Origin of the sequence: Serratia sp. HRI (assembly GCF_010119335.3) — a bacterium.
In the GTDB taxonomy this organism is placed as follows: domain Bacteria; phylum Pseudomonadota; class Gammaproteobacteria; order Enterobacterales; family Enterobacteriaceae; genus Serratia; species Serratia nevei.
On sequence record NZ_CP083690.1, the window covers coordinates 4,176,078 to 4,199,756 of the forward strand.

Annotated in this window: 22 protein-coding genes and 1 pseudogene; 13 read left to right on the forward strand and 10 right to left on the reverse strand. The window is 59.2% G+C overall.

All coding sequences use genetic code 11. The features are described from left to right. The first annotated feature begins 297 nt into the window (after window positions 1–297). Complete coding sequence (locus tag GF111_RS19990; RefSeq protein WP_038876583.1) at window positions 298–1,533, forward strand: Nramp family divalent metal transporter; 1,236 nt, start codon at window positions 298–300, stop codon at window positions 1,531–1,533. Between the two features lie 41 nt (window positions 1,534–1,574). On the opposite strand, the gene GF111_RS19995 is transcribed toward GF111_RS19990, so the two are convergent. Both GF111_RS19995 and mgrA read right to left on the reverse strand, forming a co-directional pair. Continuing rightward, entirely contained in the window at window positions 1,575–1,985 is a 411-nt protein-coding gene (locus tag GF111_RS19995; protein ID WP_147191029.1) for a DUF2502 domain-containing protein, read from the reverse strand. A 223-nt stretch (window positions 1,986–2,208) separates the two neighbouring features. Further along, window positions 2,209–3,198 (reverse strand): L-glyceraldehyde 3-phosphate reductase, encoded by a 990-nt coding sequence (gene mgrA / locus GF111_RS20000; RefSeq protein ID WP_038876581.1) that lies wholly within the window; start codon window positions 3,196–3,198, stop codon window positions 2,209–2,211. A gap of 188 nt (window positions 3,199–3,386) precedes the next feature. On the opposite strand from mgrA, the gene GF111_RS20005 reads away from it, so the two are divergent. After that, window positions 3,387–5,048 (forward strand): alpha-keto acid decarboxylase family protein, encoded by a 1,662-nt coding sequence (locus tag GF111_RS20005; RefSeq protein ID WP_038876631.1) that lies wholly within the window; start codon window positions 3,387–3,389, stop codon window positions 5,046–5,048. On the opposite strand, the gene GF111_RS20010 is transcribed toward GF111_RS20005, so the two are convergent. After that, entirely contained in the window at window positions 5,045–5,914 is an 870-nt protein-coding gene (locus GF111_RS20010) for a LysR family transcriptional regulator (RefSeq protein WP_147191027.1), read from the reverse strand. The two genes, GF111_RS20005 and GF111_RS20010, sit on opposite strands and share 4 nt — an antisense overlap. Before the next feature lie 98 nt (window positions 5,915–6,012). Here GF111_RS20010 and GF111_RS20015 point away from each other — a divergent pair, with 98 nt between their 5' ends. Further along, window positions 6,013–6,465, forward strand: coding sequence for a multidrug/biocide efflux PACE transporter (locus GF111_RS20015; RefSeq protein ID WP_038876577.1), 453 nt, complete (start codon window positions 6,013–6,015; stop codon window positions 6,463–6,465). Window positions 6,466–6,531: 66 nt separating this feature from the next. After that, a complete protein-coding gene (locus tag GF111_RS20020; protein WP_047730149.1) occupies window positions 6,532–7,224 on the forward strand; it encodes an aspartate/glutamate racemase family protein in 693 nt (230 codons plus the stop codon). Here GF111_RS20020 and GF111_RS20025 read toward each other — a convergent pair. After that, window positions 7,221–8,468 (reverse strand): ion channel protein, encoded by a 1,248-nt coding sequence (locus GF111_RS20025; protein WP_038876573.1) that lies wholly within the window; start codon window positions 8,466–8,468, stop codon window positions 7,221–7,223. The genes GF111_RS20020 and GF111_RS20025 overlap by 4 nt on opposite strands. Before the next feature lie 311 nt (window positions 8,469–8,779). Here GF111_RS20025 and glk point away from each other — a divergent pair, with 311 nt between their 5' ends. The 4 genes from glk (at window position 8,780) to tnpA (ending at window position 12,992) form a co-directional block, all read left to right on the forward strand. Continuing rightward, window positions 8,780–9,742: a glucokinase gene (gene glk, locus GF111_RS20030; RefSeq protein ID WP_038876571.1), complete on the forward strand. Its 963-nt coding sequence runs from the start codon at window positions 8,780–8,782 to the stop codon at window positions 9,740–9,742. Window positions 9,743–9,866: 124 nt separating this feature from the next. Then, window positions 9,867–11,072: an ISL3 family transposase gene (locus GF111_RS20035; RefSeq protein ID WP_047729874.1), complete on the forward strand. Its 1,206-nt coding sequence runs from the start codon at window positions 9,867–9,869 to the stop codon at window positions 11,070–11,072. Between the two features lie 112 nt (window positions 11,073–11,184). After that, window positions 11,185–12,390, forward strand: a complete 1,206-nt coding sequence (locus GF111_RS20040; RefSeq protein WP_071845311.1) for an ISL3 family transposase — start codon at window positions 11,185–11,187, stop codon at window positions 12,388–12,390. 164 nt (window positions 12,391–12,554) lie between these two features. Next, entirely contained in the window at window positions 12,555–12,992 is a 438-nt protein-coding gene (tnpA, locus tag GF111_RS20045) for an IS200/IS605 family transposase (protein ID WP_038874510.1), read from the forward strand. Between the two features lie 77 nt (window positions 12,993–13,069). Here tnpA and GF111_RS20050 read toward each other — a convergent pair whose 3' ends face one another. After that, window positions 13,070–14,299: an OFA family MFS transporter gene (locus tag GF111_RS20050; protein WP_033635420.1), complete on the reverse strand. Its 1,230-nt coding sequence runs from the start codon at window positions 14,297–14,299 to the stop codon at window positions 13,070–13,072. 397 nt (window positions 14,300–14,696) lie between these two features. On the opposite strand from GF111_RS20050, the gene GF111_RS20055 reads away from it, so the two are divergent. Continuing rightward, on the forward strand, window positions 14,697–15,023 hold the full coding sequence (locus GF111_RS20055) for a DUF2502 domain-containing protein (RefSeq protein WP_048234501.1): 327 nt from the start codon (window positions 14,697–14,699) through the stop codon (window positions 15,021–15,023). Window positions 15,024–15,027: 4 nt separating this feature from the next. On the opposite strand, the gene GF111_RS20060 is transcribed toward GF111_RS20055, so the two are convergent. The 3 genes from GF111_RS20060 to GF111_RS20070 form a co-directional block, all read right to left on the reverse strand. Further along, window positions 15,028–15,762, reverse strand: a complete 735-nt coding sequence (locus GF111_RS20060) for a LytTR family DNA-binding domain-containing protein (protein ID WP_038876567.1) — start codon at window positions 15,760–15,762, stop codon at window positions 15,028–15,030. Further along, the gene (locus GF111_RS20065; RefSeq protein WP_060442065.1) at window positions 15,759–17,450 is read right to left on the reverse strand and encodes a sensor histidine kinase; all 1,692 of its coding nucleotides are present in this window, start codon (window positions 17,448–17,450) and stop codon (window positions 15,759–15,761) included. Before GF111_RS20065 ends, GF111_RS20060 begins: the two co-directional genes overlap by 4 nt. Window positions 17,451–17,549: 99 nt before the next feature. Next, window positions 17,550–18,794, reverse strand: a complete 1,245-nt coding sequence (locus GF111_RS20070) for a DUF1479 domain-containing protein (RefSeq protein ID WP_047730152.1) — start codon at window positions 18,792–18,794, stop codon at window positions 17,550–17,552. A gap of 168 nt (window positions 18,795–18,962) precedes the next feature. Between GF111_RS20070 and GF111_RS20075 the strand changes: the two genes are divergently transcribed. From GF111_RS20075 to GF111_RS20085, 3 genes are all read left to right on the forward strand, one after another. Next, window positions 18,963–19,502, forward strand: a complete 540-nt coding sequence (locus GF111_RS20075) for a GNAT family N-acetyltransferase (RefSeq protein WP_038876560.1) — start codon at window positions 18,963–18,965, stop codon at window positions 19,500–19,502. Between the two features lie 119 nt (window positions 19,503–19,621). Next, window positions 19,622–20,851: an alanine transaminase gene (gene alaC, locus GF111_RS20080; RefSeq protein ID WP_047730153.1), complete on the forward strand. Its 1,230-nt coding sequence runs from the start codon at window positions 19,622–19,624 to the stop codon at window positions 20,849–20,851. A 111-nt stretch (window positions 20,852–20,962) separates the two neighbouring features. Beyond that, window positions 20,963–21,487: a cytochrome b gene (locus tag GF111_RS20085; RefSeq protein ID WP_038876556.1), complete on the forward strand. Its 525-nt coding sequence runs from the start codon at window positions 20,963–20,965 to the stop codon at window positions 21,485–21,487. A gap of 66 nt (window positions 21,488–21,553) precedes the next feature. Here GF111_RS20085 and ypdK read toward each other — a convergent pair whose 3' ends face one another. Further along, window positions 21,554–21,628 (reverse strand): membrane protein YpdK, encoded by a 75-nt coding sequence (gene ypdK, locus GF111_RS20090; RefSeq protein ID WP_099782600.1) that lies wholly within the window; start codon window positions 21,626–21,628, stop codon window positions 21,554–21,556. A 399-nt stretch (window positions 21,629–22,027) separates the two neighbouring features. Between ypdK and GF111_RS20095 the strand changes: the two are divergent. Beyond that, window positions 22,028–22,555 (forward strand): annotated as a pseudogene (locus GF111_RS20095) (DUF2778 domain-containing protein). 566 nt (window positions 22,556–23,121) lie between these two features. Here GF111_RS20095 and GF111_RS20100 read toward each other — a convergent pair. Then, window positions 23,122–23,559, reverse strand: a complete 438-nt coding sequence (locus tag GF111_RS20100) for a hypothetical protein (RefSeq protein WP_147191025.1) — start codon at window positions 23,557–23,559, stop codon at window positions 23,122–23,124. Window positions 23,560–23,679 lie beyond the last annotated feature (120 nt).

The window sequence follows — 23,679 nt, forward strand, 5'->3', positions numbered from 1 at the left end:
AAATATGGAAAATCATAGTGGGAGTTCTCCTAAAGTGTTGCGCAAAAGCATAAAAAATCAAGACGTTAAAGCAGCAATAGGAAATTCGTATTCTTGTGCTAACCTGTCTTTCAGGGGTATTGCAGCCCAAACCCCATCAGAAAAGCACGGAAATCGGCAAGCTCCGCGCTGAACCCTTCGATAAAACCGTTAATGTTGGCTATTGCAGAGATAAGTTTTACCACTATAAATGCGCTTGATAATTATTATCATTTATATAGAGTGGAGATAAACGTAATTTCAGTAAGGGTTCAACATATGCTGAACAGTCGCGTGGTTGAAACCACCTCCGGTCGCTCCGCCAGAAAAATCAAACTCTCGCTGATGGGGCCCGCCTTCATCGCCGCTATCGGCTATATCGATCCCGGTAACTTCGCCACCAATATCCAGGCCGGCGCCTCGTTCGGCTATAGTCTGTTGTGGGTGGTGGTCTGGGCCAACGTGATGGCGATGCTGATCCAGCTGTTGTCCGCCAAGCTGGGGATCGCCACCGGGAAAAACCTGGCCGAGCATATTCGCGATCGCTTTCCGCGGCCGGCGGTGTGGGCCTATTGGGTGCAGGCGGAGATCATCGCCATGGCGACCGATCTGGCCGAGTTTATCGGCGCGGCGATCGGCTTCAAGCTGCTGCTCGGCGTTTCCCTGTTGCAGGGCGCGGTGCTGACCGGCATCGCCACCTTTTTAATTCTGATGCTGCAAAAGCGCGGGCAAAAGCCGCTGGAGCTGGTGATTGGCGGCCTGCTGCTGTTCGTCGCCGCCGCTTATATCGTCGAGCTGGCGTTCTCCCAGCCGCAGCTCGCGCCGCTACTGAAAGGCATGGCGCTGCCCGATCTGCCTAACGGCGATGCGGTATTTCTGGCCGCCGGGGTATTGGGCGCCACCATCATGCCGCACGTGATCTATCTGCATTCGTCGCTCACCCAAGTCGGCGGTGAGCATGATAAGGCGGAGCGCTATGCCGCCACCAAAGTCGACGTCGCCGTCGCCATGACCATCGCCGGTTTCGTCAACCTGGCGATGATGGCCACTGCCGCCGCCGCGTTTCATTTCAGCGGCCACAGCGGCATCGCCGATCTCGACGTGGCCTATCTGACGCTGCAACCGCTGCTCGGGCAAGCTGCCGCTACCGTGTTTGGCCTGAGCCTGGTGGCCGCCGGTCTTTCTTCCACCGTGGTGGGTACGCTGGCGGGGCAGGTGGTGATGCAAGGGTTCGTGCATTTCCATATCCCGCTGTGGCTGCGCCGCGCGGTGACCATGCTGCCATCGTTTATCGTCATCATGCTGGGGATGGACGCCACGCGCATTCTGGTGCTGAGCCAGGTGCTGCTCAGCTTCGGCATTGCGCTGGCGCTGGTGCCGCTGCTGGCTTTCACCGGCAATCGGGCGCTGATGGGGGAGATGGTTAACGGCCCCGTGGTGCAAAACCTGGGCAAGCTGATCGTGTTGGTGGTGGTGGGGTTGAATGGTTACTTGCTGATCGGCAGTGTGCTGTAGGCGAAAACAGTGCGGGCCGGCGTTGCGCCGGCCCGTTGTCGTTAATCGCGGTCGTCATCGCCGTGGCGACGCCAGCGATCGCGATCGTGATCATGGTGGTGTTTTTTCTCTTTCTTCCAGTAATGCTTGTCGCAATGATGGTCGCATTTGTAATAGCGCCCGTCGCGCGAGTAGTAATATTTGCGCCAGTAGTCGCGGTCGCGCCAGCGATAGCCATCCCAGTAATAGCCGCGCGGGCTGCGATCGCCGAGGTAGCGTCCCTGATGGCCTTGCCACCAGTCGCGATCGCGCCAGTCGTAACCGTCCCAGTAACGGCCGCGATTGTCCTGATTGCCGATGCGCAATGAAACGCCCGGCATCAGATCGATGCTGAGCCCTTCGGCGTGAGCCTGCTGTACGGCGGGCAACACCGTCGCCGCCAAGATGGCAGCCAAGAGCAGAGGTTTAAACATGACTTCTCCTTTCCGCTTGCGCGGCCTGGCCGTTAATCACTTTATGAAGCGCGTTCATCAGTTTAAAAAGCGGCCTTATCGTTATTTTTGCTGCAATATCGGCATCATAGCGCCGGCGCGTAGGGTTGAATCTGAGAGCCACTCTGAAAACGGCGCCGCAGGCCGAGATTTGAGATTTTTCTGGGGGATCGCCGCTCGGTGGAGCGGCGGTGTTTGTAAGCGATTACAATAGGATTTGTTCGATCTGTACGAGCTCTTCTTCACTGAAGTGGCGATTGGCCAGCATGCCCACCGCGTCTTCTATCTGCGCATTCTTGCTGGCGCCGATCAGCACCGAGGTGATGCGATCGCCGCGCAGCACCCAGGCCAGCGCCATTTGCGACAGCTTCTGCCCGCGTTGCCGCGCCAGCGCATCGAGGCGGCGCACCTTGTCCAGCCGTTCGGCGGTCAGTTGCTCCGGCTGCAGGAAGCGGCTGCCGCTGGCGGCGCGGGAATCTTGCGGGATGCCGTGCAGGTAGCGGTCGGTCAGCAGGCCGCCCGCCAGCGGCGAGAAGGCGATCGATCCGACGCCATGCTCCGCCAATGTGCCCAGCAATCCCGCCTCCGGCGTGCGTTCCAACATAGAATACTTCGGCTGGTGGATCACGCACGGCGTGCCCAGCCGTTGCAGAATGTCGAATGCCTGCCGCGCGCGTTCGGCCGGGTAGTTAGACAGGCCGACATACAGCGCTTTGCCCTGGCGCACCAGCAGATCCAGCGCCGCCATGGTTTCTTCCAGCGGCGTGTCCGGATCCGGCCGGTGGTGATAAAAGATATCCACATACTCCAACCCCATGCGCTTCAGACTCTGATCGAGGCTGGCGACCAGGTACTTTTTCGATCCCCAATCGCCATAGGGGCCGGGCCACATGGTGTAACCGGCTTTGGATGACACGATCAGTTCGTCGCGCCAGGCCCGCAGATCGCCGTTGAGAATACGGCCAAAGTTTTCCTCGGCGGCACCGGGCGGCGGGCCGTAGTTGTTGGCCAGATCGAAATGGGTAATGCCGCGATCGAAGGCGCAGCGGATCAGGCCGCGGGCGTTGTCGTACAGCGTGGCGTCGCCGAAGTTGTGCCACAGCCCGAGCGAGACGGCGGGCAGCTTCAGCCCGCTGCGGCCGCAGCGCCGGTATTCCATATCTTGATAACGCGTAGGGGAGGCTTGGTAGGACATGGTTATCCTTGTCGGCGGGAGGTGAAGTGCTTTGAGTGTATACGCTTTCACACCGCGCTGCCGGGGGAGCGATCACAGCGCCGGCATGTAACGCCAGGTTGCCGATCGAGGCAGGAGCGTTTGTTCGAAATTTGAACGGCATCTTCGATACTTAAGATAATCGCTCCAGCTGCAGACAGGTGATGATCATGACTCAGACCTATACGGTGGCCGATTATCTGCTCGATCGTCTGGCCCAAATTGGCATCCGTCATTTCTTCGGCGTGCCGGGGGATTACAACCTGCAATTCCTCGATCACGTTCTCGCTCATCCGCAAATCACCTGGGTAGGCTGCGCCAACGAGCTGAACGCCGCCTATGCCGCCGACGGTTACGCTCGCTGCAAACCGGCGGCGGCGCTGCTCACCACCTTTGGTGTGGGGGAGCTGAGCGCGTTGAATGGGGTGGCCGGCAGTTACGCCGAATACCTGCCGGTGATCCACGTGGTCGGCACGCCGGCGCAGCGCGCCCAGCGCGCCGGTGATTTGCTGCACCATTCGCTGGGGGATGGCGACTTTACCCACTTCGCCCGGATAGCCAAAGAGGTGACCGTCGCACAGGCCGACCTGACCGCCGACAACGCCGCCGTGGAGATAGACCGCCTGATCGGCGTCGCCTTGCTGGAGCATCGCCCGGTTTACCTGATGTTGCCCAGCGACGTCGCACAAGCGCCGCTGTCGGCCAAACCGGCGCCGCTGATGCTGCGTCAGGCCAAACTGTCGCGCAGCGCATTGCAGGCATTTATCGCCGCAGCGCGCGAAAAGCTGCTGCCGGCGCGGCGGGTATCGCTGCTGGCGGACTTCCTGGTCGATCGCTTCGGTGCCGAAGCGGCGCTGGACGAGTGGCTGCAGGCGGTCGACATTCCGCACGCTACGCTGCTGCTTGGCAAAGGCGTGCTGGATGAGAACCGAGCCGGGTTTGTCGGGACCTACTGCGGCGGCGCCAGCGATCCGGCGGTGAAACAGCTTATCGAAAACGCCGATGTGGTGATCAACGTCGGCGTGCGTTTGACCGACACCATTACCGCCGGTTTCACGCATCATTTGCCGGTGGAAAAATGCATCGACATTCAACCGTTCGAAGCCTGGGTCGGGCGGCAGCGCTTTAGCCGCATTCCGATGCGCGAGGCGGTGCAGGCGCTGCACCGCCTGAGCCTGTCGCTGGCGTCACGCTGGCCGTTGCCGCCGATCGTCCGCCCGACGCTGCCGGAAACCGATGGGGAAGGGCTGGATCAGCACGCCTTCTGGCGGCAGATACAGGATTTCCTGCGGCCCGGGGATATCGTGCTGGCCGATCAGGGCACCGCCTGTTTCGGCGCGGCGGCGTTGACGTTGCCGCGTGGCTGCCGCCTGATCGTGCAGGCGCTATGGGGATCGATCGGCTATACCCTGCCGGCGACGTTCGGCGTACAGACCGCCGAACCGCAGCGGCGGGCAATATTGCTGATCGGCGACGGCGCCGCGCAGCTGACCGTACAGGAACTGGGATCGATGCTGCGCGACGGGCTTAAGCCGGTGATCTTCGTGCTGAATAATCAGGGTTACACGATCGAGCGCGCGATCCACGGACCGGAGCAACGTTATAACGACATCGCGCGCTGGAACTGGACGCAGCTGCCGCCGGCGCTGGCCGGCGAGCGGCCGGTGAAGACGTTGCGGGTCAGCGATCCGGACGGACTGCGCCAGGCGCTGCGCGAGGTCGCGGACGACGATCGGCTGGCCTTCATCGAAGTGATGCTGCCGAAGATGGACATGCCGGAACTGCTCGATACCGTCTCGCGCGCCATTCAGGCACGCAACGCCGCCGCTTAAGGCTGGGTATCGCCCAGCAGGCGATCCAGCATCCAGAACCCCGCCGGGCCCGGCGGGGTCAGTTTGGACCAGACCGCATCCACCGAAATCAGTTTTGGCCAGCCGCGCGGCCGCAGCTGGGTGAGTTTGCCGTGGCCGTATTGTTGCACCAGCCAGTGCGGCAGCACTGCCCAACCGAACCCCTGTTCCGCCATCTCCAGCAACAGCAGATAGCTGGGCGCCGACCAGACCAGGCCACCCTGTCTGGCCGCTTCGGCGCCGGTGTAGGTATTCAGGATCAGCTGGCGGATGCTGGACAGCTGCTCCGGCGTTGGCGCGGCGACCTGGGCCAGCGGGTGCTGATGGGCGACGAACAGCCCCATTCCGGTCTGCTCAGGCAGCCGGGAGAAGGCGATATCCGACGGATAACTTTTTTGCACTTCCACCATGCCCAAATGCGCGCGGCCGTTTTGCAGCAGATCGATAACGTCGCCTTCCTCGGCGATCATCCATTCCAGCTCAATCTCCGGGTAGCGCTGTTCGAACAGCTGCATCAACCGATCGTGATGTTTGGGCTGGTAGGTATCGGAAAACACCATGCTCAGGCGCGGTTCAACCTCGCCCGCCAGCTGAATGCTCAGGGCATCGAGCCGTTCGCTGGCCGCGAGGATCGCCTGCACATGCCCCAGTACCTTGCGGCCGGCGGCGGTGAGCACCGGTTGGCGCGCGCTGCGATCGAACAGCGTCAGCGCCAGGTCGGCCTCCAGATTGGCGATGGCGGTGCTGACGGTGGATTGGCTTTTGCGCAGCTTGCGCGCGGCGGCGGAAAACGAGCCGAGGGCGGCGGCTTCGACAAACGCATGCAGCGCTTCCGGAGAATAGTGCATAACCTATCTACTTTATCGATGGAACCTATTTTTAACCTACCCGAAAAAACGATGATAATCACCTGGCTTTCGCAACAACTGTTGAAAAAAGGTGATGTATGCAACTGCAAAACAAGTCTCTCATTGAACGTATCGTCCACGCCGTCGGTTTCGAGGCCATCGCCGTGATGGTTTGCGCCCCGCTGGGCGCGTGGCTGCTGAACCGCTCAATGGTGCAGGTCGGTGCGTTGGCGGTGATGCTCTCCACCGTCGCGATGCTGTGGAACATGGTTTACAACACGGTGTTCGACCGCCTGTGGCCGGTCGGCCGGGTGGTGCGTAACCTGAAAGTGCGTGCGCTGCACGCCGTCGGCTTTGAAGCCGGTTTTATCCTGATCGGCGTGCCGATCGCCGCCTGGATGCTGAGCATCTCCTGGGCACAGGCGTTTATGCTGGAAATCGGTTTCTTCCTGTTCTTCCTGCCGTACACCATGGCCTATAACTGGCTGTACGACACGCTGCGCCAGCGCTGGTTCGAAGCGCGCCAGCCGATCAATTCCGGCGCCAAATAAGGCGTCGTCAGCCCGGCGATTCTCAGGTAAGGTCAGAGGATCGTCGGAAATGCTGAGGAACGAATGATGAAAGTGTTGGGCTTGCTGGGTGGTATGAGCTGGGAATCCACCATTCCTTATTACCGCACCATCAACGAGCAGGTAAAGGCGCGCCTCGGCGGGCTGCACTCGGCCAAAATCGTGCTCTACAGCGTCGATTTTCAGGAGGTTGAACGCTTGCAGCACCAGGGCGATTGGAGCGGCGCCGGCCGGCTGCTGGCCGCCGCCGCAGTGGCTTTGCGCGCCGCCGGCGCCGAAGCTATCGTGATCTGCACCAACACCATGCACAAGGTGGCGGAGGCGGTCGAGCAGGCCAGCGGCCTGCCGCTGATTCACATCGCCGATGCCACGGCGCTGCAGGTGCGGGAAAAAAACATTCGCCGCGTCGGGCTGCTGGGCACGCGCTTTACCATGGAGCAGACCTTCTATCGCGGCCGCCTGCAGGAATTGCACGGCATCGACGTGGTGACGCCGGTCAGCGCCGATCGCGACATCGTACACCGCATCATCTATGACGAACTGTGCCTGGGTAAAATTCGCGATGCCTCGCGCGACGAGTATCGCCGGATCATCAGCGATTTGGAGCAGCAGGGCGCGCAGGGGATTATTTTCGGCTGCACCGAAATAGGCTTGCTGGTGAGCGAGCGGGATGCGTCGGTGCCGGTGTTCGACACCGCCGCGATCCACGCCCGCGCCGCCGCGGCGTTCGCGTTGGCCTAATCGTCGTGCGGCGGCTGCCGGCGATTCACCAGCATCAGCGGTTTGCCCGCCAGCGCCAGCCAGGCGGGCAGCATCACGATGCACAAGACCGGCAGCAGGTGCAGATCCGGCACCACCGCTACCGCCATGAACAGGCTGAGCCAGCCGTCGCGCGTGACCACCAGCACCAGCCCCATGATGGCGCAGGAGACGGTGATCGCCGCCGGCACTGCGGGAACGTGCTGGTGTAGCATCAGCCCCAGCGCCACGCCGACGAACACCGCCGGGAAGATACGCCCGCCGCGAAAGCCGCTGGCGGCGGCGATCACCAGCGCCGCCAGCTTGGTCAGGGTAATGGTCAACAGCGCCGGCACCGAATAGCTGCCGTCTGCCGCGAGGCGCTTCATTTCATCCAGCCCTTTAAACAGGGTTATCTCTCCGCCCACCAGCGCCAGCAGGCCCAGCACAAAGCCCCCCAGCCCTAACATCAACACCGGGTTCTTCATCGAATGGAACAGGCGGTGAACGTGCGGGAAGCACCACAGGGCCACCATGCCGAGCGCGATGGCGATCAGCGCCACGATGGCGCCGCTGAAGATGTCCGACAGCCGCGTTACATCGTAGGCGTCGAGCTGCAGGGCGAAATTGGGCACGAAGAACATCTGGGTGGTGACCGCGCCGGCGGCGGCGGCAACCAGCGGGGCGAACAGCCTATCCCACAGCGGCGTTTCGTTATTGCCCGCCAGGGTTTGCGAGAAGATCAGCGCGGCGGCGACCGGCGTGCCGAACATCGCGCCGATGGTGCCCGCAGCCGCCAGGATGATCCAGTCCATGCGCGGCACCTTCGGCAGCAGGCGCGCACCGGCGGCCGCTACCAGCGCGATATTGATGGCGGTGATCGGGTTCTCCGGCCCCAGGCTGACGCCGCCGGCCAGGCCGACGATCAGCGCCAACCCCAGTCCCGGCAGGGCGGAGAGCGGCAGGGGCATGCCGATCAGCGATTCCGTCGCCGGGTCCGGCCCGGCGTGGCCCGGCATATAGCGCACGATAAGGCCGACCGCCACGCCGGTCAGCGTCAGCATCGCGACCGGCCACCAGGGCGACTGGGCGCCCAGGCTCAGCGCATCGGGCAGCGTCACCCACAGTAATTGCTGCAGTGCGGCGGCAATTTTTATCACCAACAGCAGCACCAGACTGGAAGCGGAACCGATAATCAGCGCAGGCAAAGCAAAGGCCAACATGGCATTGGCGCGCGGATGCAGCATGGATAATCCCTTGTCGATGCCTCCCGGCAGGGCAGGGAGAGCGGGTGGTTGAGCAGTGGCCACAGCTTGCCAGACTATCGGCGTGCAGGCACGCATTGATATTGCCTGGCGTCGATGACGGTTAACAGTCGCCGGGGGGGCGTTTTTTGCCGCAATTTGTTTCAAAACGCGGCGCCGCAGGCCAGCTGAAACGTTTTTTGTGATCCGGATCGCTATTGGGGTGCAGATCCGAGGCGGGTGATTGTTGTTTTTGCAGCAGGATTTTACAGTGTGGGCAGCTTTTTATTTTTCATTTTGCGGAGACGAAATCAATGACCTATGCCCTCGTAGGTGATGTTGGCGGCACCAATGCCCGCCTGGCGTTGTGCACTGTTGCGACGGGTGAGATTACCCAGGCGAAAACCTATTCCGGCCTGGAGTTCGACAGCCTGGAGGCGGTGATCCGCCAATACCTGAAAGCGTGCGATATCGAGGTGCAGGACGCCTGTATCGCGATCGCCTGCCCGGTGACCGAAGACTGGGTGGCGATGACCAACCACAGCTGGGCGTTCTCGATCAAAGAAATGAAGGCCAGCCTGGGGCTGAGCCATCTGGAAGTGATCAACGATTTCACCGCCGTCTCGATGGCGATCCCGATGCTTTCGTCGGACGACGTGCTGCAGTTTGGCGGCGGCGATGCGCAGCCGGGCAAACCGATTGCGGTGTATGGCGCCGGTACCGGGCTGGGCGTTGCTCACCTGGTGCACGTCGATCGCCGTTGGGTCAGCCTGCCGGGCGAGGGCGGCCATGTCGATTTCGCGCCGAACAGCGAAGAAGAGGACATCATTCTGGAGGTGCTGCGCGCGGAAGTGGGGCACGTTTCCGCCGAGCGTGTGCTGTCCGGGCCGGGCCTGGTCAATCTGTATCGCGCCATCGTCAAGGCGGACAACCGCCTGCCGGAGAAATGGGAGCCGAAGGACATCACCGAGCGGGCGCTGGCAGACAGCTGCATCGACTGCCGCCGCGCGCTGTCGCTGTTTTGCGTGATCATGGGGCGCTTCGGTGGCAACCTGGCGCTGAATCTGGGCACCTTCGGCGGCGTGTACATCGCCGGCGGCATCGTGCCGCGCTTTATGGAATTCTTCAAGGCCTCGGGCTTCCGCGCCGCTTTCGAAGACAAGGGGCGCTTCCGCGACTATGTGCGCGAAATCCCGGTGTTCATGATAACGCACGGTCAGCCGGGCCTGCTGGGTGCCGGTGCGCATCTGCGCCAGACGCTGGGCATGCACCTGTAAGCTCAGAAATGGGGCATAAAAAAGGTTCATCGCGCTTTAGCGTGAACCAATAGAAAACGGCAGTCAGAACGTTTAGGTTTGTATTCGCCAAAACACACCCTAAACCTTCAAAACTGCCGTCACTATGAATGCTAACCTTTGCTCCCTGTTCTGGGAAGGCTTTGTCGTCAATTCCTTCTCGCATCCTTCTGCCAACTCCCTGCTTATCCAGCTCCAGCCTGACGCTGCCGTCATGCCCTGTTGTCGTCGTTGTGAGCGGCGGGTGCCTGTTGTGCATGATGTTTCCTTCCGCCGAGTGCGTGAACGCCAGCTGCTCGATTGGGTCGTCTGGCTCAACGTCCCCGTCCGGCGCCTGTGTTGCCCCCATTGCGGGGTCACCACCGAAAAAATCAGCTGGTTGCCTGAACGCCAGAGATATACCACGACGCTATCCGTATGGGTTGAGTCACTGACCCGTTTACTGCCGATTAAACATGTTGCACAACTCACCGGACTGCACTGGCATACGGTCAAGAATATCGACTACCGGCGTCTGCTGCGGGAACGAACAGAGCCGCAGCGCCATACCCTCCGCCGTCTGGTGATGGATGAGTTCGCCCTGTTCAAAGGACATCGCTATGCCACCGTGGTGATGGATGCGGATACGCAACAGGTGTTGTGGGTGGGCGAAGGCCGCAGCAGAGCGGCCTTCCGCCCCTTCTTCGTCTGGCTGGGCGCTGAAGGCTGTGCTGCTATCCAGTCTGTCGCCATGGATATGAATACGGCGTTAGACCTGGAGGTCAGGCATCACTGCCCGCAGGCGGAAGTGGTCTATGACTTGTTCCATGTGGTGGCAAAGTATGGCCGGGAGGTTATCGACCGGGTCCGCGTCGACCAGGCCAATCAACTCCGTGATAACCCAAAATCGCGTCAGGTCATCAAACGCAGCCGCTGGCTGCTGCTGCGCAACCCAGAAAACCTGCCCGAAGGGCATGAGGTAAAGCTCACGGAGTTGCTGGAGGCGAATCAGCCGTTGAATGTGGTCTGGCTGATGAAAACGACGCTGAAAGAACTGTGGTACGCCCCGAGTGAACAAGAGGCGCAGAGACGCTGGACAAGCTGGTACAGGCAGTCTCAGGAAAGCGGAATCAAGGCGTTGCAACACTTCGCCGAGAAACTGAAAGGGTATGCCGGTGGCATCATCGCGAGTGCCAGACACAGGTTGAATACCAGCGTGCTGGAAGGGATGAACAATAAGATAAAAGTGATGAAGCGGATGGCCTATGGATACCGGGATAACGCTTACTTCTTCCTGAAAATCAAAGCAGCGTTCCCCGGTAAAGCGCGATGAACCAAAAAAAAGGTTCATCGCGCTTTAGCGTGAACCAATAGAAAACGGCAGTCAGAACGTTTAGGTTTGTATTCGCCAAAACACACCCTAAACTTTCAAAACTGCCGTCACTATGAATGCTAACCTTTGCTCCCTGTTCTGGGAAGGCTTTATCGTCAATTCCTTCTCGCATCCTTCTGCCAACTCCCTGCTTATCCAGCTCCAGCCTGACGCTGCCGTCATGCCCTGTTGTCGTCGTTGTGAGCGGCGGGTGCCTGTTGTGCATGATGTTTCCTTCCGCCGAGTGCGTGAACGCCAGCTGCTCGATTGGGTCGTCTGGCTCAACGTCCCCGTCCGGCGCCTGTGTTGCCCCCATTGCGGGGTCACCACCGAAAAAATCAGCTGGTTGCCTGAACGCCAGAGATATACCACGACACTATCCGTATGGGTTGAGTCACTGGTCCGTTTACTGCCGATTAAGCACGTTGCACAACTCACCGGCCTGCACTGGCATACGGTCAAGAATATCGACTACCGGCGTCTGCTGCGGGAACGGACAGAGCCGCAGCGCCATACCCTCCGCCGTCTGGTGATGGATGAGTTCGCCCTGTTCAAAGGACATCGTTATGCCACCGTGGTGATGGATGCGGATACGCAACAGGTGTTGTGGGTGGGCGAAGGCCGCAGCAGAGCGGCCTTCCGCCCCTTCTTCGTCTGGCTGGGCGCTGAAGGCTGTGCCGCTATCCAGTCTGTCGCCATGGATATGAATACGGCGTTAGACCTGGAGGTCAGGCATCACTGCCCGCAGGCGGAAGTGGTCTATGACTTGTTCCATGTGGTGGCAAAGTATGGCCGGGAGGTTATCGACCGGGTCCGCGTCGACCAGGCCAATCAACTCCGTGATAACCCAAAATCGCGTCAGGTCATCAAACGCAGCCGCTGGCTGCTGCTGCGCAACCCAGAAAACCTGCCCGAAGGGCATGAGGTAAAGCTCACGGAGTTGCTGGAGGCGAATCAGCCGTTGAATGTGGTCTGGCTGATGAAAACCGCGCTGAAAGAACTGTGGTACGCCCCGAGTGAACAAGAGGCATGGAGGCGCTGGACAAGCTGGTACAGGCAGTCTCAGGAAAGCGGAATCAAGGCGTTGCAACACTTCGCCGAGAAACTGAAAGGGTATGCCGGTGGCATCATCGCGAGTGCCAGACACAGGTTGAATACCAGCGTGCTGGAAGGGATGAACAATAAGATAAAAGTGATGAAGCGGATGGCCTATGGATACCGGGATAACGCTTACTTCTTCCTGAAAATCAAAGCAGCGTTCCCCGGTAAAGCGCGATGAACCAAAAAAAAGGGGCGCAACCCACAGGTTGCGCCCCTTGTCGTTGTAAGCCTTAAACCACCTCCTAAGGAGGTGGTGATTGAACCTGTGAGGCTCTAGCCTGAAGGAAACCCATGCCGGAATATTCCAGCTTACTCACCACAAGTAAGAAGGAAATCACCAACATGGGTTTATACAGGAGTTCATCACATGTGTTCTGGCGTTGCAAATACCACCTGGTGTGGACGCCGAAGTATCGATTTAAAATCCTCCGCGACAAGGTGGGTAAAGAGCTCTACCGAACAATTTATATCCTCTGCAACATGAAGGACTGTGAAGTCCTTGAGCTAAATATTCAGCCAGATCATGTGCATCTGGTCGTGATAGTCCCCCCGAAGCTATCGATTTCGACGTTGATGGGCGTCCTGAAAGGACGCAGTGCAATCCGGCTTTACAATCGTTTTCCACATATACGAAAGAAGTTGTGGGGCAATCATTTTTGGGCAAGGGGATACTTTGTCGATACGGTAGGAGTAAACGAAGAAATTATCAGGCGATACGTGAGGCATCAGGATAAGAAGGACCAAGAGATCGAACAGCAGATGGAGTTGTTGCAGGATTAACTCGAAAATGGCCCCCTTTTAGGGGGCGTCGTGTAAAGCCACCTCCTCAGGAGGTGGTCTTTTACTTTCGCGGGGTATCAGGCTTTGGCCAGCTCCGCCGTTTGGGTGGTTTCTGCCGTTTCCGCTTCCACTGCCTTCGGCGCTTTGATGAACAGCGTAATCAGCAGAGAAGCGGCGGACAGAACGCCAATCACCATGAAGGTGGCGTGGAAGCCGCCGAAGTATTTGGCGACGAACGAACCGGCCAGCGCGCCCAGGCCGAAGCCCTGGTAGATGATGCCGTAGTTTTTGCTGTGGTTCTTCAGGCCGAAGAAGTCGCCGACAATCGCCGGGAACACGGTGATGTTGCCGCCGAAGCAGAAGGCTACCGCGCCGACGCAGATGAAGAACAGCGTGTGGTTCAGGGTCATGAAGCTCAGCGCGACAATCGCCAGCACGGTAACCAGCATGGTGAAGCTGATGACGCGCATACGGCCTACTTTATCGGACAGCGTACCCAGGATGATGCGGCCGGCGGTGTTGAAGATGGCGACGGCGGACACGGTGTTGGCGGCGGTGGCCAAATCCATCCCGGCCAGTTGAACGCCCATGTCTTTCACGATGCCGATAAGGTACAGACCGCTCATGCAGGCAGCGAAGAAGATGGTGAACAGCAGGTAGGCTTCTTTGGTGGCCAGCATCTGGCGCACGCTGAAGTCGTTGCCCAGACCGTTGGCGCCTTGCTGCGCAGCGTTGGTCGCCAGCACCGGCTCTTTCAGCAGCAGGGAACCGACGACGATCAGGCCCATCACGATGGCGCCCCAGTAGAAGAAGGCACCGGAAACGCCGACGTCGGCGATCAGGGCGGCGTTGACGTATTTGAACAGCAGGCTGCCGCTGCCGAAGGCGCCGACGGAGATGCCGGAAATCAGGCCTTTGTTGGCCGGGAACCACTTAATCAGGTTGGACAGGGTGGAGATATAGGCGATACCGACCGCAAAGCCCACCACCACGCCGGCCAGCAGGTAGATCATGTCGAGCGAGCTGACGTGGGCGCTGGCGATCAGGCCCAGGCCGACCAGGATGCCGGAACACAGCGTCAGGTTGCGGATGCCGAAGCGCTCTTGCAGCTTGCCGGCGAACAGCGTGGCGAAGGCCAGGAAGAAGCTGGTGATGGAGAAGGTGGTGGCGACGTCCGCCAGTCCCCAGTGGAACTTGTCGACCAGCGGCTGGTTGAACAGGCTCCAGGTGTAGATGGTGCCCAGGCCCATCTGACAGATGATGGTGCCGAGAACGATTAAGCTGCGATTTGCCGGTTTGGTGTTCATGGCCGGTCTCCTTCCTGTGTGTGCGTTGCCGGGCGTGAGCCGCTGGCTGAAATTTGCGGGGTGAAGCTTTGTTCCCGCGGTATGGGCTTATTATATGGCCGGCCCCCCCGGCGGGCGGCGGATCGGGAATGAGTTGCACGGCGGAAGGAATGAAATGCATGTTATGCGGCGTGAGCTGCCGTTTTTGCACCGAAAAGCGCGTGAAATGCCGTGGGTGGCACGTGATCTACATCAAAGATATCAACGATTTATTGTTAACTGCCGGTGAATGATTGTGGTGAAATTGTGAAGGATGCGTCTGAAAGGCGTAAATCGGCATTGCGCCTATAGAGCGGCGATGAGCGCGGGACTATGTTATCTGCGATCGGACGAGGTCCGCTCTGCAGGAGTCCATGAAATGAAAAAAACGCTGTTGTTACTGGCCGCGCTGCTGGCGCTGCCGCTGGCGAGCCAGGCCGACGTGTCCATCGGCGTGAACGTGCCGGGCCTGTCGTTGCATATCGGCGATCGCGACAATCGCGGCCACTACTGGGACGGCTATCGCTGGCGCGATCCGCGCTGGTGGGCCGATCACCACCGGTATGAACGCCCGCGCGGGTACTATTATGGCCCGCCGCCACGGGTGATTTACTACGGGCCGCCGCCGCGCGACTGGCGCGACCGGCCGCATTACCGCATGCCGCCACCGCCCGGCTATTACTACCGTCCGGGCCCGCGCTGGTAAGCGCTTACAGGCGCATCAGCTGGCGAAACTCTTTCACCTTGCTGCGGCTGACCGGCACTTCAAACTCAAGATCGCTCAGCCGCAGAATGTAGGTATTGTTGAACCAGGGCACGATCTCGCGGATCTTCGACAGGTTAACGCAGTAAGAGCGGTGGCAGCGGAAAAAATGTTCTTCCGGCAGCCGGCCATAAAACTCGGTGATGTTCATCGGCATCACGAACTCTTCCCGGCGGGTGTAGACCCGCGTCACCTTTTCATCGGCGGCGGCGTAGTAGATGTCGTTGATGTCGGTAACGATGATCCGCTCGTCTTTGATCAGGTTGATGCTGTGGCTGCCGCGGCTCGGTGCGCTGGTCGGTTCCGCCGCGCCGGCGGGGCGCTGATGCAGCGCCTCCAGCTTTTGCAGCATGGTGACGATGCGTGCCTCGTGATAGGGCTTGAGGATGTAGTCGAACGCCTCGATCTCGAACGCTTCCACCGCGTGCTCTTTATAGGCGGTGATGAACACGATCGAAGGGCGATGCGCGAACTTGCTGATGTTTTGCGCCAGCAGCACGCCGTCCAGCGACGGGATGTTGATGTCGAGGAAAATGGCGTCAACCTGATGGGTTTGCAGGTATTTCAGGACGTCGAGGCCGTCCTCGAAGCTGGCGACGATATCGATATTGCTGTGTTTCTTGATCAGGTAGCTGAGTTCTTCCTGCGCGAGGAATTCGTCTTCTACGATAATGGCTTTCATGAGGCCTCCCCGACCGGCGGCGCGCTCGCTTCCTGATGCAGCTTGCCGCCGTTTTTGCTGATGTAGAACGCGATTTCGGTGCCTGGCTCCAGGCGGTGGATATGCAGCCCTTCACCGTACAGCAGCGACACGCGGTGGTGCACGTTGAGCAGGCCGATATTGTGGCCCGGCATCTCGTTGCACGCTACCCGATCGATGGTTTCCTGATTGATGCCGTGGCCGGTATCCTTCACCGAAATCTTCACCCGATCGCCCTGATCTTTCACCGCGATCACCACCACCCCTTTCCCCTTGCAGGGCTGGATGCCGTGCACGATGGCGTTCTCCACCAGCGGCTGGATCAGCAGGCTCGGAATGCGCACCGAGACGTCGTCGTCGATGTCGTAAATCACCGTCAGCTTGGCGCCGAAGCGCGCCTGTTCGATGGCGATATAGTCCTGAATCTGATGCAGCTCCTTGCGGATATCGATCAGTTCGTCGTTCAGCTCCAGGTTGTAGCGCAGGTAGCGCGACAGGTTAATGATCAGTTGGCGCGCGGTGTCCGGATTCAGGCGGATAGAGGAAGAGATGGCGTTCAGCGCGTTGAACAGGAAGTGCGGGTTAATCTTGCTCTGCAGCGCGCGCATTTCGGCTTTATCTGCCATCTGGCGCAGGTGCTCGATGCGGGACACTTCCATCTGCGTGGAGATGATCTGCGACAGCCCGACCGCCATCACCTTCAGCGTGTTGGTGATTTGGTGGGCGTGGCAGTAGTAAATTTTCAGCGCGCCGGTCACTTCGCCTTTTTCCCACAGCGGCACCACCAGCTGCGAATGGATCTGCGGCGCCGCCGGGTTTTCCAGGTTGTTCTTGATGATGATTTTGCCGTGGCGAATGCTTTCGCGGGTGACGCGGCTCAGCCCTTCGCGGCCGATCGGATAGGCTTCGCGCCCTACGCCCACGTAGGCCAGCACCTGATGGGTATCGGTGATCGCCACCGCGTCGGCGCGGATGTCCTGGCGGATGATATCGCAGATGGTGGCCAGCGATTCGCTGTTGATGTTGCGGAAATAGGGCAGCGTCTTGTGGGCGATATCCAGCGCCAGCTTGGCCTGGCGCGCGGCGATCACCTCTTTTTCATCCTCGACGCTTTGCACCAGCAGCACGATCAGGCCGATGCACACCGTGCCGAGGATCATCGGCAGGGCAATCTGCGACACGATGTCCAACCCAAGCTCGGTCGGCTTGGCCCACAGCACGATCAACAGCATGGTGAGGGATTCGCACAGCATGCCGCCGACGATGCCGGCGCGCCAGCGCTGCTCTTTTTTCACCTTGAGGTTGATGTAGCCGGCGCTGATGCCGGCGATGATGCTGGTGATAAGACAAGGCACCGAGGTGATGCCGCCGATGTCGATCAGATAGCGGTGCACCCCGGCGACGATGCCGGTGACGATCCCCACCCAGGGGCCGAACAGGATGCCGCCGGCCATAATGGCGATGACGCGCACGTTAACCAGCGATCCTTCGACGTTGATGCCGGAATAGGTGCTGAACAGCGCGAACAGCGAGAAAATCGCCGTGACGATGCCGAGCTCGAGCGGCGTATGGTCTTCTTTTTGCAGCAGTTGGCGGAACAGCCGGGTGCGGGTCAGGAAAAACAGACAGATCAACATCAGCGCGGCGCGATCAAACACCGCCAACAGCATTTCAAAAAAAGGGTGCACGACGGGTTCTCGCTGCGGCCTACGGATGGCGGCAGTATACCACAGCGAAAGGGGCCCGTGGCGCGCGCCACGGGCGGGGGATCAGCCCATGCCGAGCTGCGTTTTGCCCAGCGGCGTCAGCAGGTCGGCGGTGGCGCGGCCGTCGAAATCCACCTCGAAGTCGTCGGGGGCGAAGTCCGGCGGCGTTCTGCCGTCGATAAAGCTCGGCAGCTGGCGCTGCAGATAGGCATCGTTTTTCTCGCAGCCCGGCGCGGCGGCGATGTACATCACGTTGCTGTCGAATTCGCCGTTATGCTCGTTCTCCACCGCGTGGATCACATCGCAGTGCCAAAAGACCGTGTCGCCCGGCTCCAGATCGGGAATAGGGGAAATCCCACTTAATAAAAGGGGATGCCACTTTTCCGAGATCGACAGCGCGCGGCCCGGCGCCGCATCGCACAGATCGTCGTCGGCGACGTCGTCCTGCAGCGCGCGCAGCAACACATAGGCCATGGCGTTGGCGATCGGCACCAGGTTCAGCGTGCCGGCGTTGGTGCGCTGCGGCGTCAGCGCCGTCCAGCCCTGGAAGGTACGGAACATCGAGCAGACCGCCGGGGAGGCTATCTCGCGCACCTCGGTGCGGCCGTCGGCGGCGAAGGGATCGTACTGCTGCCAGTCGCCGGAGAAAACGTGGCGATACACATAGCGGAAGTTTTCGTCCAGCCAGCGCTCGATGGTGCCGCTGTCGACGTGCGGCGACAGGCCCAGCGACGAGGAGTTCGGCGGGCGGCGGCGGGTGCGATCGGCGTAAGTGGCGACGCGGGTCGGATCGAAATGCTGTTTGCCGTTGCTCTCGGTGGCCCACAGGCTGTTGAGGAACACCTGCACCGCATGCATGCGCGCATCCTGCCGCGCCTCGACCTGCGGTTTCGACCAATAGATGCCGTAAATCTGCGGTTTGCTGGCGGCCAGCTTGCCGAAATAGTTGTCTTCAGCGGCGTTTTTCAACCGCTCGACGAAGTTGTTGCGCTCAAGGTAGTCGCCGATTTCCCGGTTCCAGCCCTCGGCCTTGGCGCGGGGAAACACGCCGCGAATGGCGCAGGCGCCGCGCTGTTTGATCAGCGCTATCTGCTGCTCGCTGACGCGCTGCTGCAGGATATCTTCCGCGTCGATCTGCGGCACCGGATTGTGGCCGGCGGCCAGCTCGCGGCGGATCTGTTCGACCTGGCTGCGGATGTTCTCTTCCAGCGCCAGAAATACGTCGCGGTAGTTCGGCAATGCCTGGCGCAGCTGGCGTTTGACGTTAACGATCGTCTGCGGAATATCGTCGATGACTAAAGAGGCCATGGTGTTCTCCTCGTGCCGCGTGAGTGACTGCGGCGAGCGGTTGTAGGGAATCGGGCAAGACGTTATGGTTTTGTAGTTTTAACGTGAATGATTATCGGCAACCAATCGGGGAAAATAAAGAGATATATTTCATTCGTAAGTTCCTCTTTTTCGTTTTTCGGAGATTTTATGAAGCTGGTCACTGAACGTCTGAGTTTGCAGTCGATAACCGTCGAGGATTGGCCGCTGTTTTTGCGCCTGTACCAAGATCCCGAGGTGATCCGTTACATCTCCGATCCGCGCAGCGAAGCGGAGATCCGCACCCGGTTCGAGGAGCGGCTGCCGGCCTGGGACAAACACGGCGAGCAGTGGCTGTGCCTGGTGATGCGTGAGAAGCACAGCGGAGAGGCGGTGGGCATTACCGGTTTTCGCCCGCAGTGGGTGCCGTATCGGCAGGCGGAAGTGGGATACGGGAGTTTGCCTGCCGGGCAGGGCAAGGGCTATGGCAAGGAGTCGCTGCGGGCGGTGCTGGATTTTGCGGTGAACGCCTGCGGCTTTCACAAGCTGACCGCCACCGTGACCGCGGGCAACCTCGCTTCGCGCGGCCTGCTGGAATCGTGCGGCTTTCAGCTGGAAGGCACGCTGCGCGATAACTTCCGTCTGGCGGGGCAGTGGTGCGACGACTGGCTGTTCGGGCTGCTGGCGGCGGAGTTTCAGGGCGGCAAATAAAAATATCGCGCCGGGTATCGACAAGCTCGTCGGCGCTGCGCTATGTTCGATATTCGGTCAGTTCGCTGGCCTGCGTCGCTCGGACGGTCCGGGCGCTAACGTCTATCGAGGAATCCCCTATGGCTGATAACAGTCCACAGCGCCGTTTCACGCGCATTGAACGCCTTCCCCCTTACGTATTCAACATCACCGCCGAACTGAAGATGGCCGCACGCCGTCGCGGCGAGGATATTATCGATTTCAGCATGGGGAACCCCGACGGCCCGACGCCACCGCACATCGTGGAAAAACTGTGCGCCGTCGCCCAGCGCGACGACACCCACGGTTATTCCACCTCGCGCGGCATTCCGCGCCTACGCCGCGCCATTTCGCGCTGGTATGCCGATCGTTATCAGGTGGATATCGATCCGGAAAGCGAAGCCATCGTCACCATCGGTTCGAAAGAGGGGCTGGCGCATCTGATGCTGGCGACCCTCGATCACGGCGATACCGTGCTGGTGCCGAACCCCAGCTACCCGATCCACATTTACGGCGCAGTGATCGCCGGCGCCCAGGTGCGTTCGGTGCCGCTGGTGGACGGCGTGGATTTCTTCGGTGAGCTGGAGCGCGCCATTCGGGAAACCATCCCGCGTCCGAAAATGATGATCCTCGGCTTCCCGTCCAACCCGACTGCGCAGTGCGTGGAGCTGGATTTCTTCGAGCGGGTGGTGGCGCTGGCCAAGCAGTACAACGTGCTGGTGATCCACGATCTGGCCTATGCCGATATCGTCTATGACGGCTGGAAAGCGCCGTCGATCATGCAGGTGCCGGGGGCGAAAGACATTGCGGTGGAGTTCTTCACCCTGTCGAAAAGCTACAACATGGCCGGCTGGCGCATCGGTTTCATGGTCGGTAATCCTGAACTGGTCAGCGCGCTGGCGCGCATCAAGAGTTATCACGATTACGGCACCTTTACGCCGCTGCAGGTGGCGGCCATCGCCGCGCTGGAAGGCGATCAGCAGTGCGTGCGCGATATCGCCGAGCAGTATCGGCAGCGCCGCAACGTGTTGGTGAAGGGGCTGCACGAGGCCGGCTGGATGGTGGAAAATCCGAAGGCGTCGATGTACGTGTGGGCGAAAATTCCCGAGCCTTATGCCCACCTCGGTTCGTTGGAGTTCGCCAAACGCCTGCTGGCGGAGGCCAAGGTCTGCGTCTCGCCGGGCATCGGCTTCGGCGACTACGGCGATACCCACGTGCGCTTCGCGCTGATCGAGAATCAGGACCGTATCCGCCAGGCGGTGCGCGGCATCAAGGCGATGTTCCGTGCGGACGGGTTGCTGAAGCCGGGCAAGGCCGGCAGCGGCAAATAATCCTGTCAGGCCGGGCGTTCGCTCGGCCTTATTTTTTTCCGTCCCAAGGTTTTCTTCATCATTTCCCCATTATGCTCAACTACGCTGAATTTTATTTTTTGGATAGAGTGTATGAGCAACCGCTACGCGCGATCGCAAATCGTTTTACATTGGCTGACGCTGTTGATGGTGATCCTCACCTATGCGGCGATGTTGTTGAAAGATTCGGTGCCGGAGGCGTGGGCGCCGATGGTCAAAAATCTGCATTTCAACTTTGGGGTATCGGTCTTTGCCCTGATGCTGATTCGGTTGGCGGTGCGTTCTTTCCACGCGGCGCCGCCGACCACGCCACCGCTGGAGGAATGGCAGGAGGTAGGCGCCAAGATTTTCCATTGGCTGCTGTACGTGGTCTTCCTGATGTTGCCGCTGTTGGGCATGTTAACCCTGGCCTACGGCGGGAAATCGTGGCCTTTGCTGGGCTGGCCGATGCCGCAGTGGGTGACGCCGGATCCGGTGATGCGCAAGCTGGTCAAAACGGTTCATGAGACGCTGGCAAACATCGGCTACTTTATCATTGGCGCGCATGCGCTGGCGGCGCTGTATCACCATTATCTGCGCAAGGACGACACCCTGCGTCGCATGATGCCGGGCAAATGATCGCAAGCCGAAACGACAAAGGGACGCTTGCGCGTCCCTTTGGCTGTGTTCTTGGTCAGGCTGCTGTCAGGCAACCATCAACATGAAGGTGCCAACCCAGGCAACCAGCATGAATGACACGCCCATCAAAAAATATTTCACTGAACAACTCCTGTCTGGAGTCCTCGCCAGCAATGATCCCGATTGTTGTGCTGAGTGTTTTATGGGCAACCTGCCTGTCGGGCGGGTTCTTCCAAGCGAAAGAACAACGGCCCCACGTACGGGTTGTCCGGTTGTCGCGCCTCATGCTCCGTGAGGTAAAATCCGAACCGCGACAGGATCGGCGCTAATGTACTCTCAATACTGGTCTGATTTCAATACTGTGTTTTTGATCACAATTTTCGGCTGTTTTTTGCACAGTGAAGACTGTTTTATAACGCTTTTTAAGTCGGGATAGGCCAACTTTCTGACCCACGATAGCCGCAGGTATTCTTTTTCGGTAGATGATTTTTGTGTTTGTGCGAATTTTATACTAATGAACGGTAAAAAGGAGTTTTACCTATGCCGCTACATGGAGAGTTTATCGTTAATGATGCTCAGTTCTCCCCTTTACTCATATACGGTGTTGGCACTTTTCTGGCTTACTCGGGCAATGGAATATATCGTAACCAAGCCGGTTGCGTGGCTATTCCTGACAATGGCCCAATCCCTCAGGGCCGTTATCACATCGTCAACAGGCTAACGGGCGGCTGGAAATGAATGTTGAGAACCGATCTTCATGATTTCTATTCGTGGCCGACATCGACACCGGTTATCAAATATGAGTGGTTTGCCCTCTATCGTGAAGATGGCAAAATTGACGACTATACATGGATCAATGGGGTAAAACGGGGATATTTCCGTTTGCATCCATCAGGTCCTTTAGGTATTTCTTTGGGCTGTATTACATTGCAGCATCGGACTGACTTTTTAGCTATTCGTCAGGCATTAGTCTCTACCCGGCCAGTCAGGTTAGTTAACGGCCTGATGTCTTATGGAACGATTGAGGTCATTCTTAATGGAAAGCAGACGTGTCCCAATAGGGATTAAACTTCTGATAGGGGCTGGCATTTATATACTGACATTTTTGCTTGCGAGGCCTTCAGACCCCTCGACTCAGGGGGAGCGTGCATTTTGGATAAAAGCAGCAAACTTGTTCGGTGAGCGCGATATTGAGGGGTTTGTAGGTATAGCGCTACTTATCGGCTGCTTGGTTATTACGCTTATAGTAAGCCCGGTAATCATTCGTGTTATTGAAAGAAGGCTTAGGGTTAATTGATAATTGATTGATATTAAATCATATTTTTATATTAGGTCTTTAGGTCTGCACGGGGTTTTGTTTCATCGCCCATGGCTGATATCACTCAGTCATGGGCGACGTTAAGCGTTAGGTATTGCAATGCGGTAGCAGGCGCTCAAGCGACGGCGTTGATGCCGGTCACCAAAATGGCCCAAAAAACGAGACAAGACAGCAGAATAACGGCCCAAATATGACGGCGACTCCACTCCATTTTTAGCCTTCGTTGTTGCGACAAGTGATTAGGTAACGATCATATCGGCGCACAATGGGGAAAATTTAGCCCCATCGGATAATATTTCGCTTACCTGCCGCTAACTTATTGGCAAACTTCGCTTATTGTCACGCGCACTTCGTAGCCCAGCAGATACAGCGCCTGCTCCAACGCCTCAACCTTCGAGGCGTAGCCGAGATCCAGCAACCGCTCCATTTGCCCGCCGTTGAATCCCAGCTTGCGTGCCAGCTCCGCTTTGCCGGTGTTTTTGCGCAGCATGGCGTTGTGCAGTTCGATCTTCAGCGCCACCAGCGCCGGCAGGTGTATCCTCAAGTTATCGGTTTGCAGCGGGGAAGGAGCAGGCAGGGGCAGCCCTTCGTCCATCGCGGCGGTAATGGCGGCCAGCAGGCTTTCCTGCGCTTCCAGCTCGACGTCTTCGCGTTTATAGCAGGCCGATTGCCACTCGGGGAAGTCGTGGAAACCGATCTGCCAGGCGTCGCTGTCGCTATCGAAGGTGTAATGGGCGGGGTAGTGGCTGTACATGGCAATCCCTGATTGAAGCCTGAATGAGGCGCTATTGTGACGGCATGCCCGGGAGATAGCCAGCATGAACGTAGCCGTGGGGGAATTTAAATTGAAAGCAATAATTATTAGCAGGCAAAT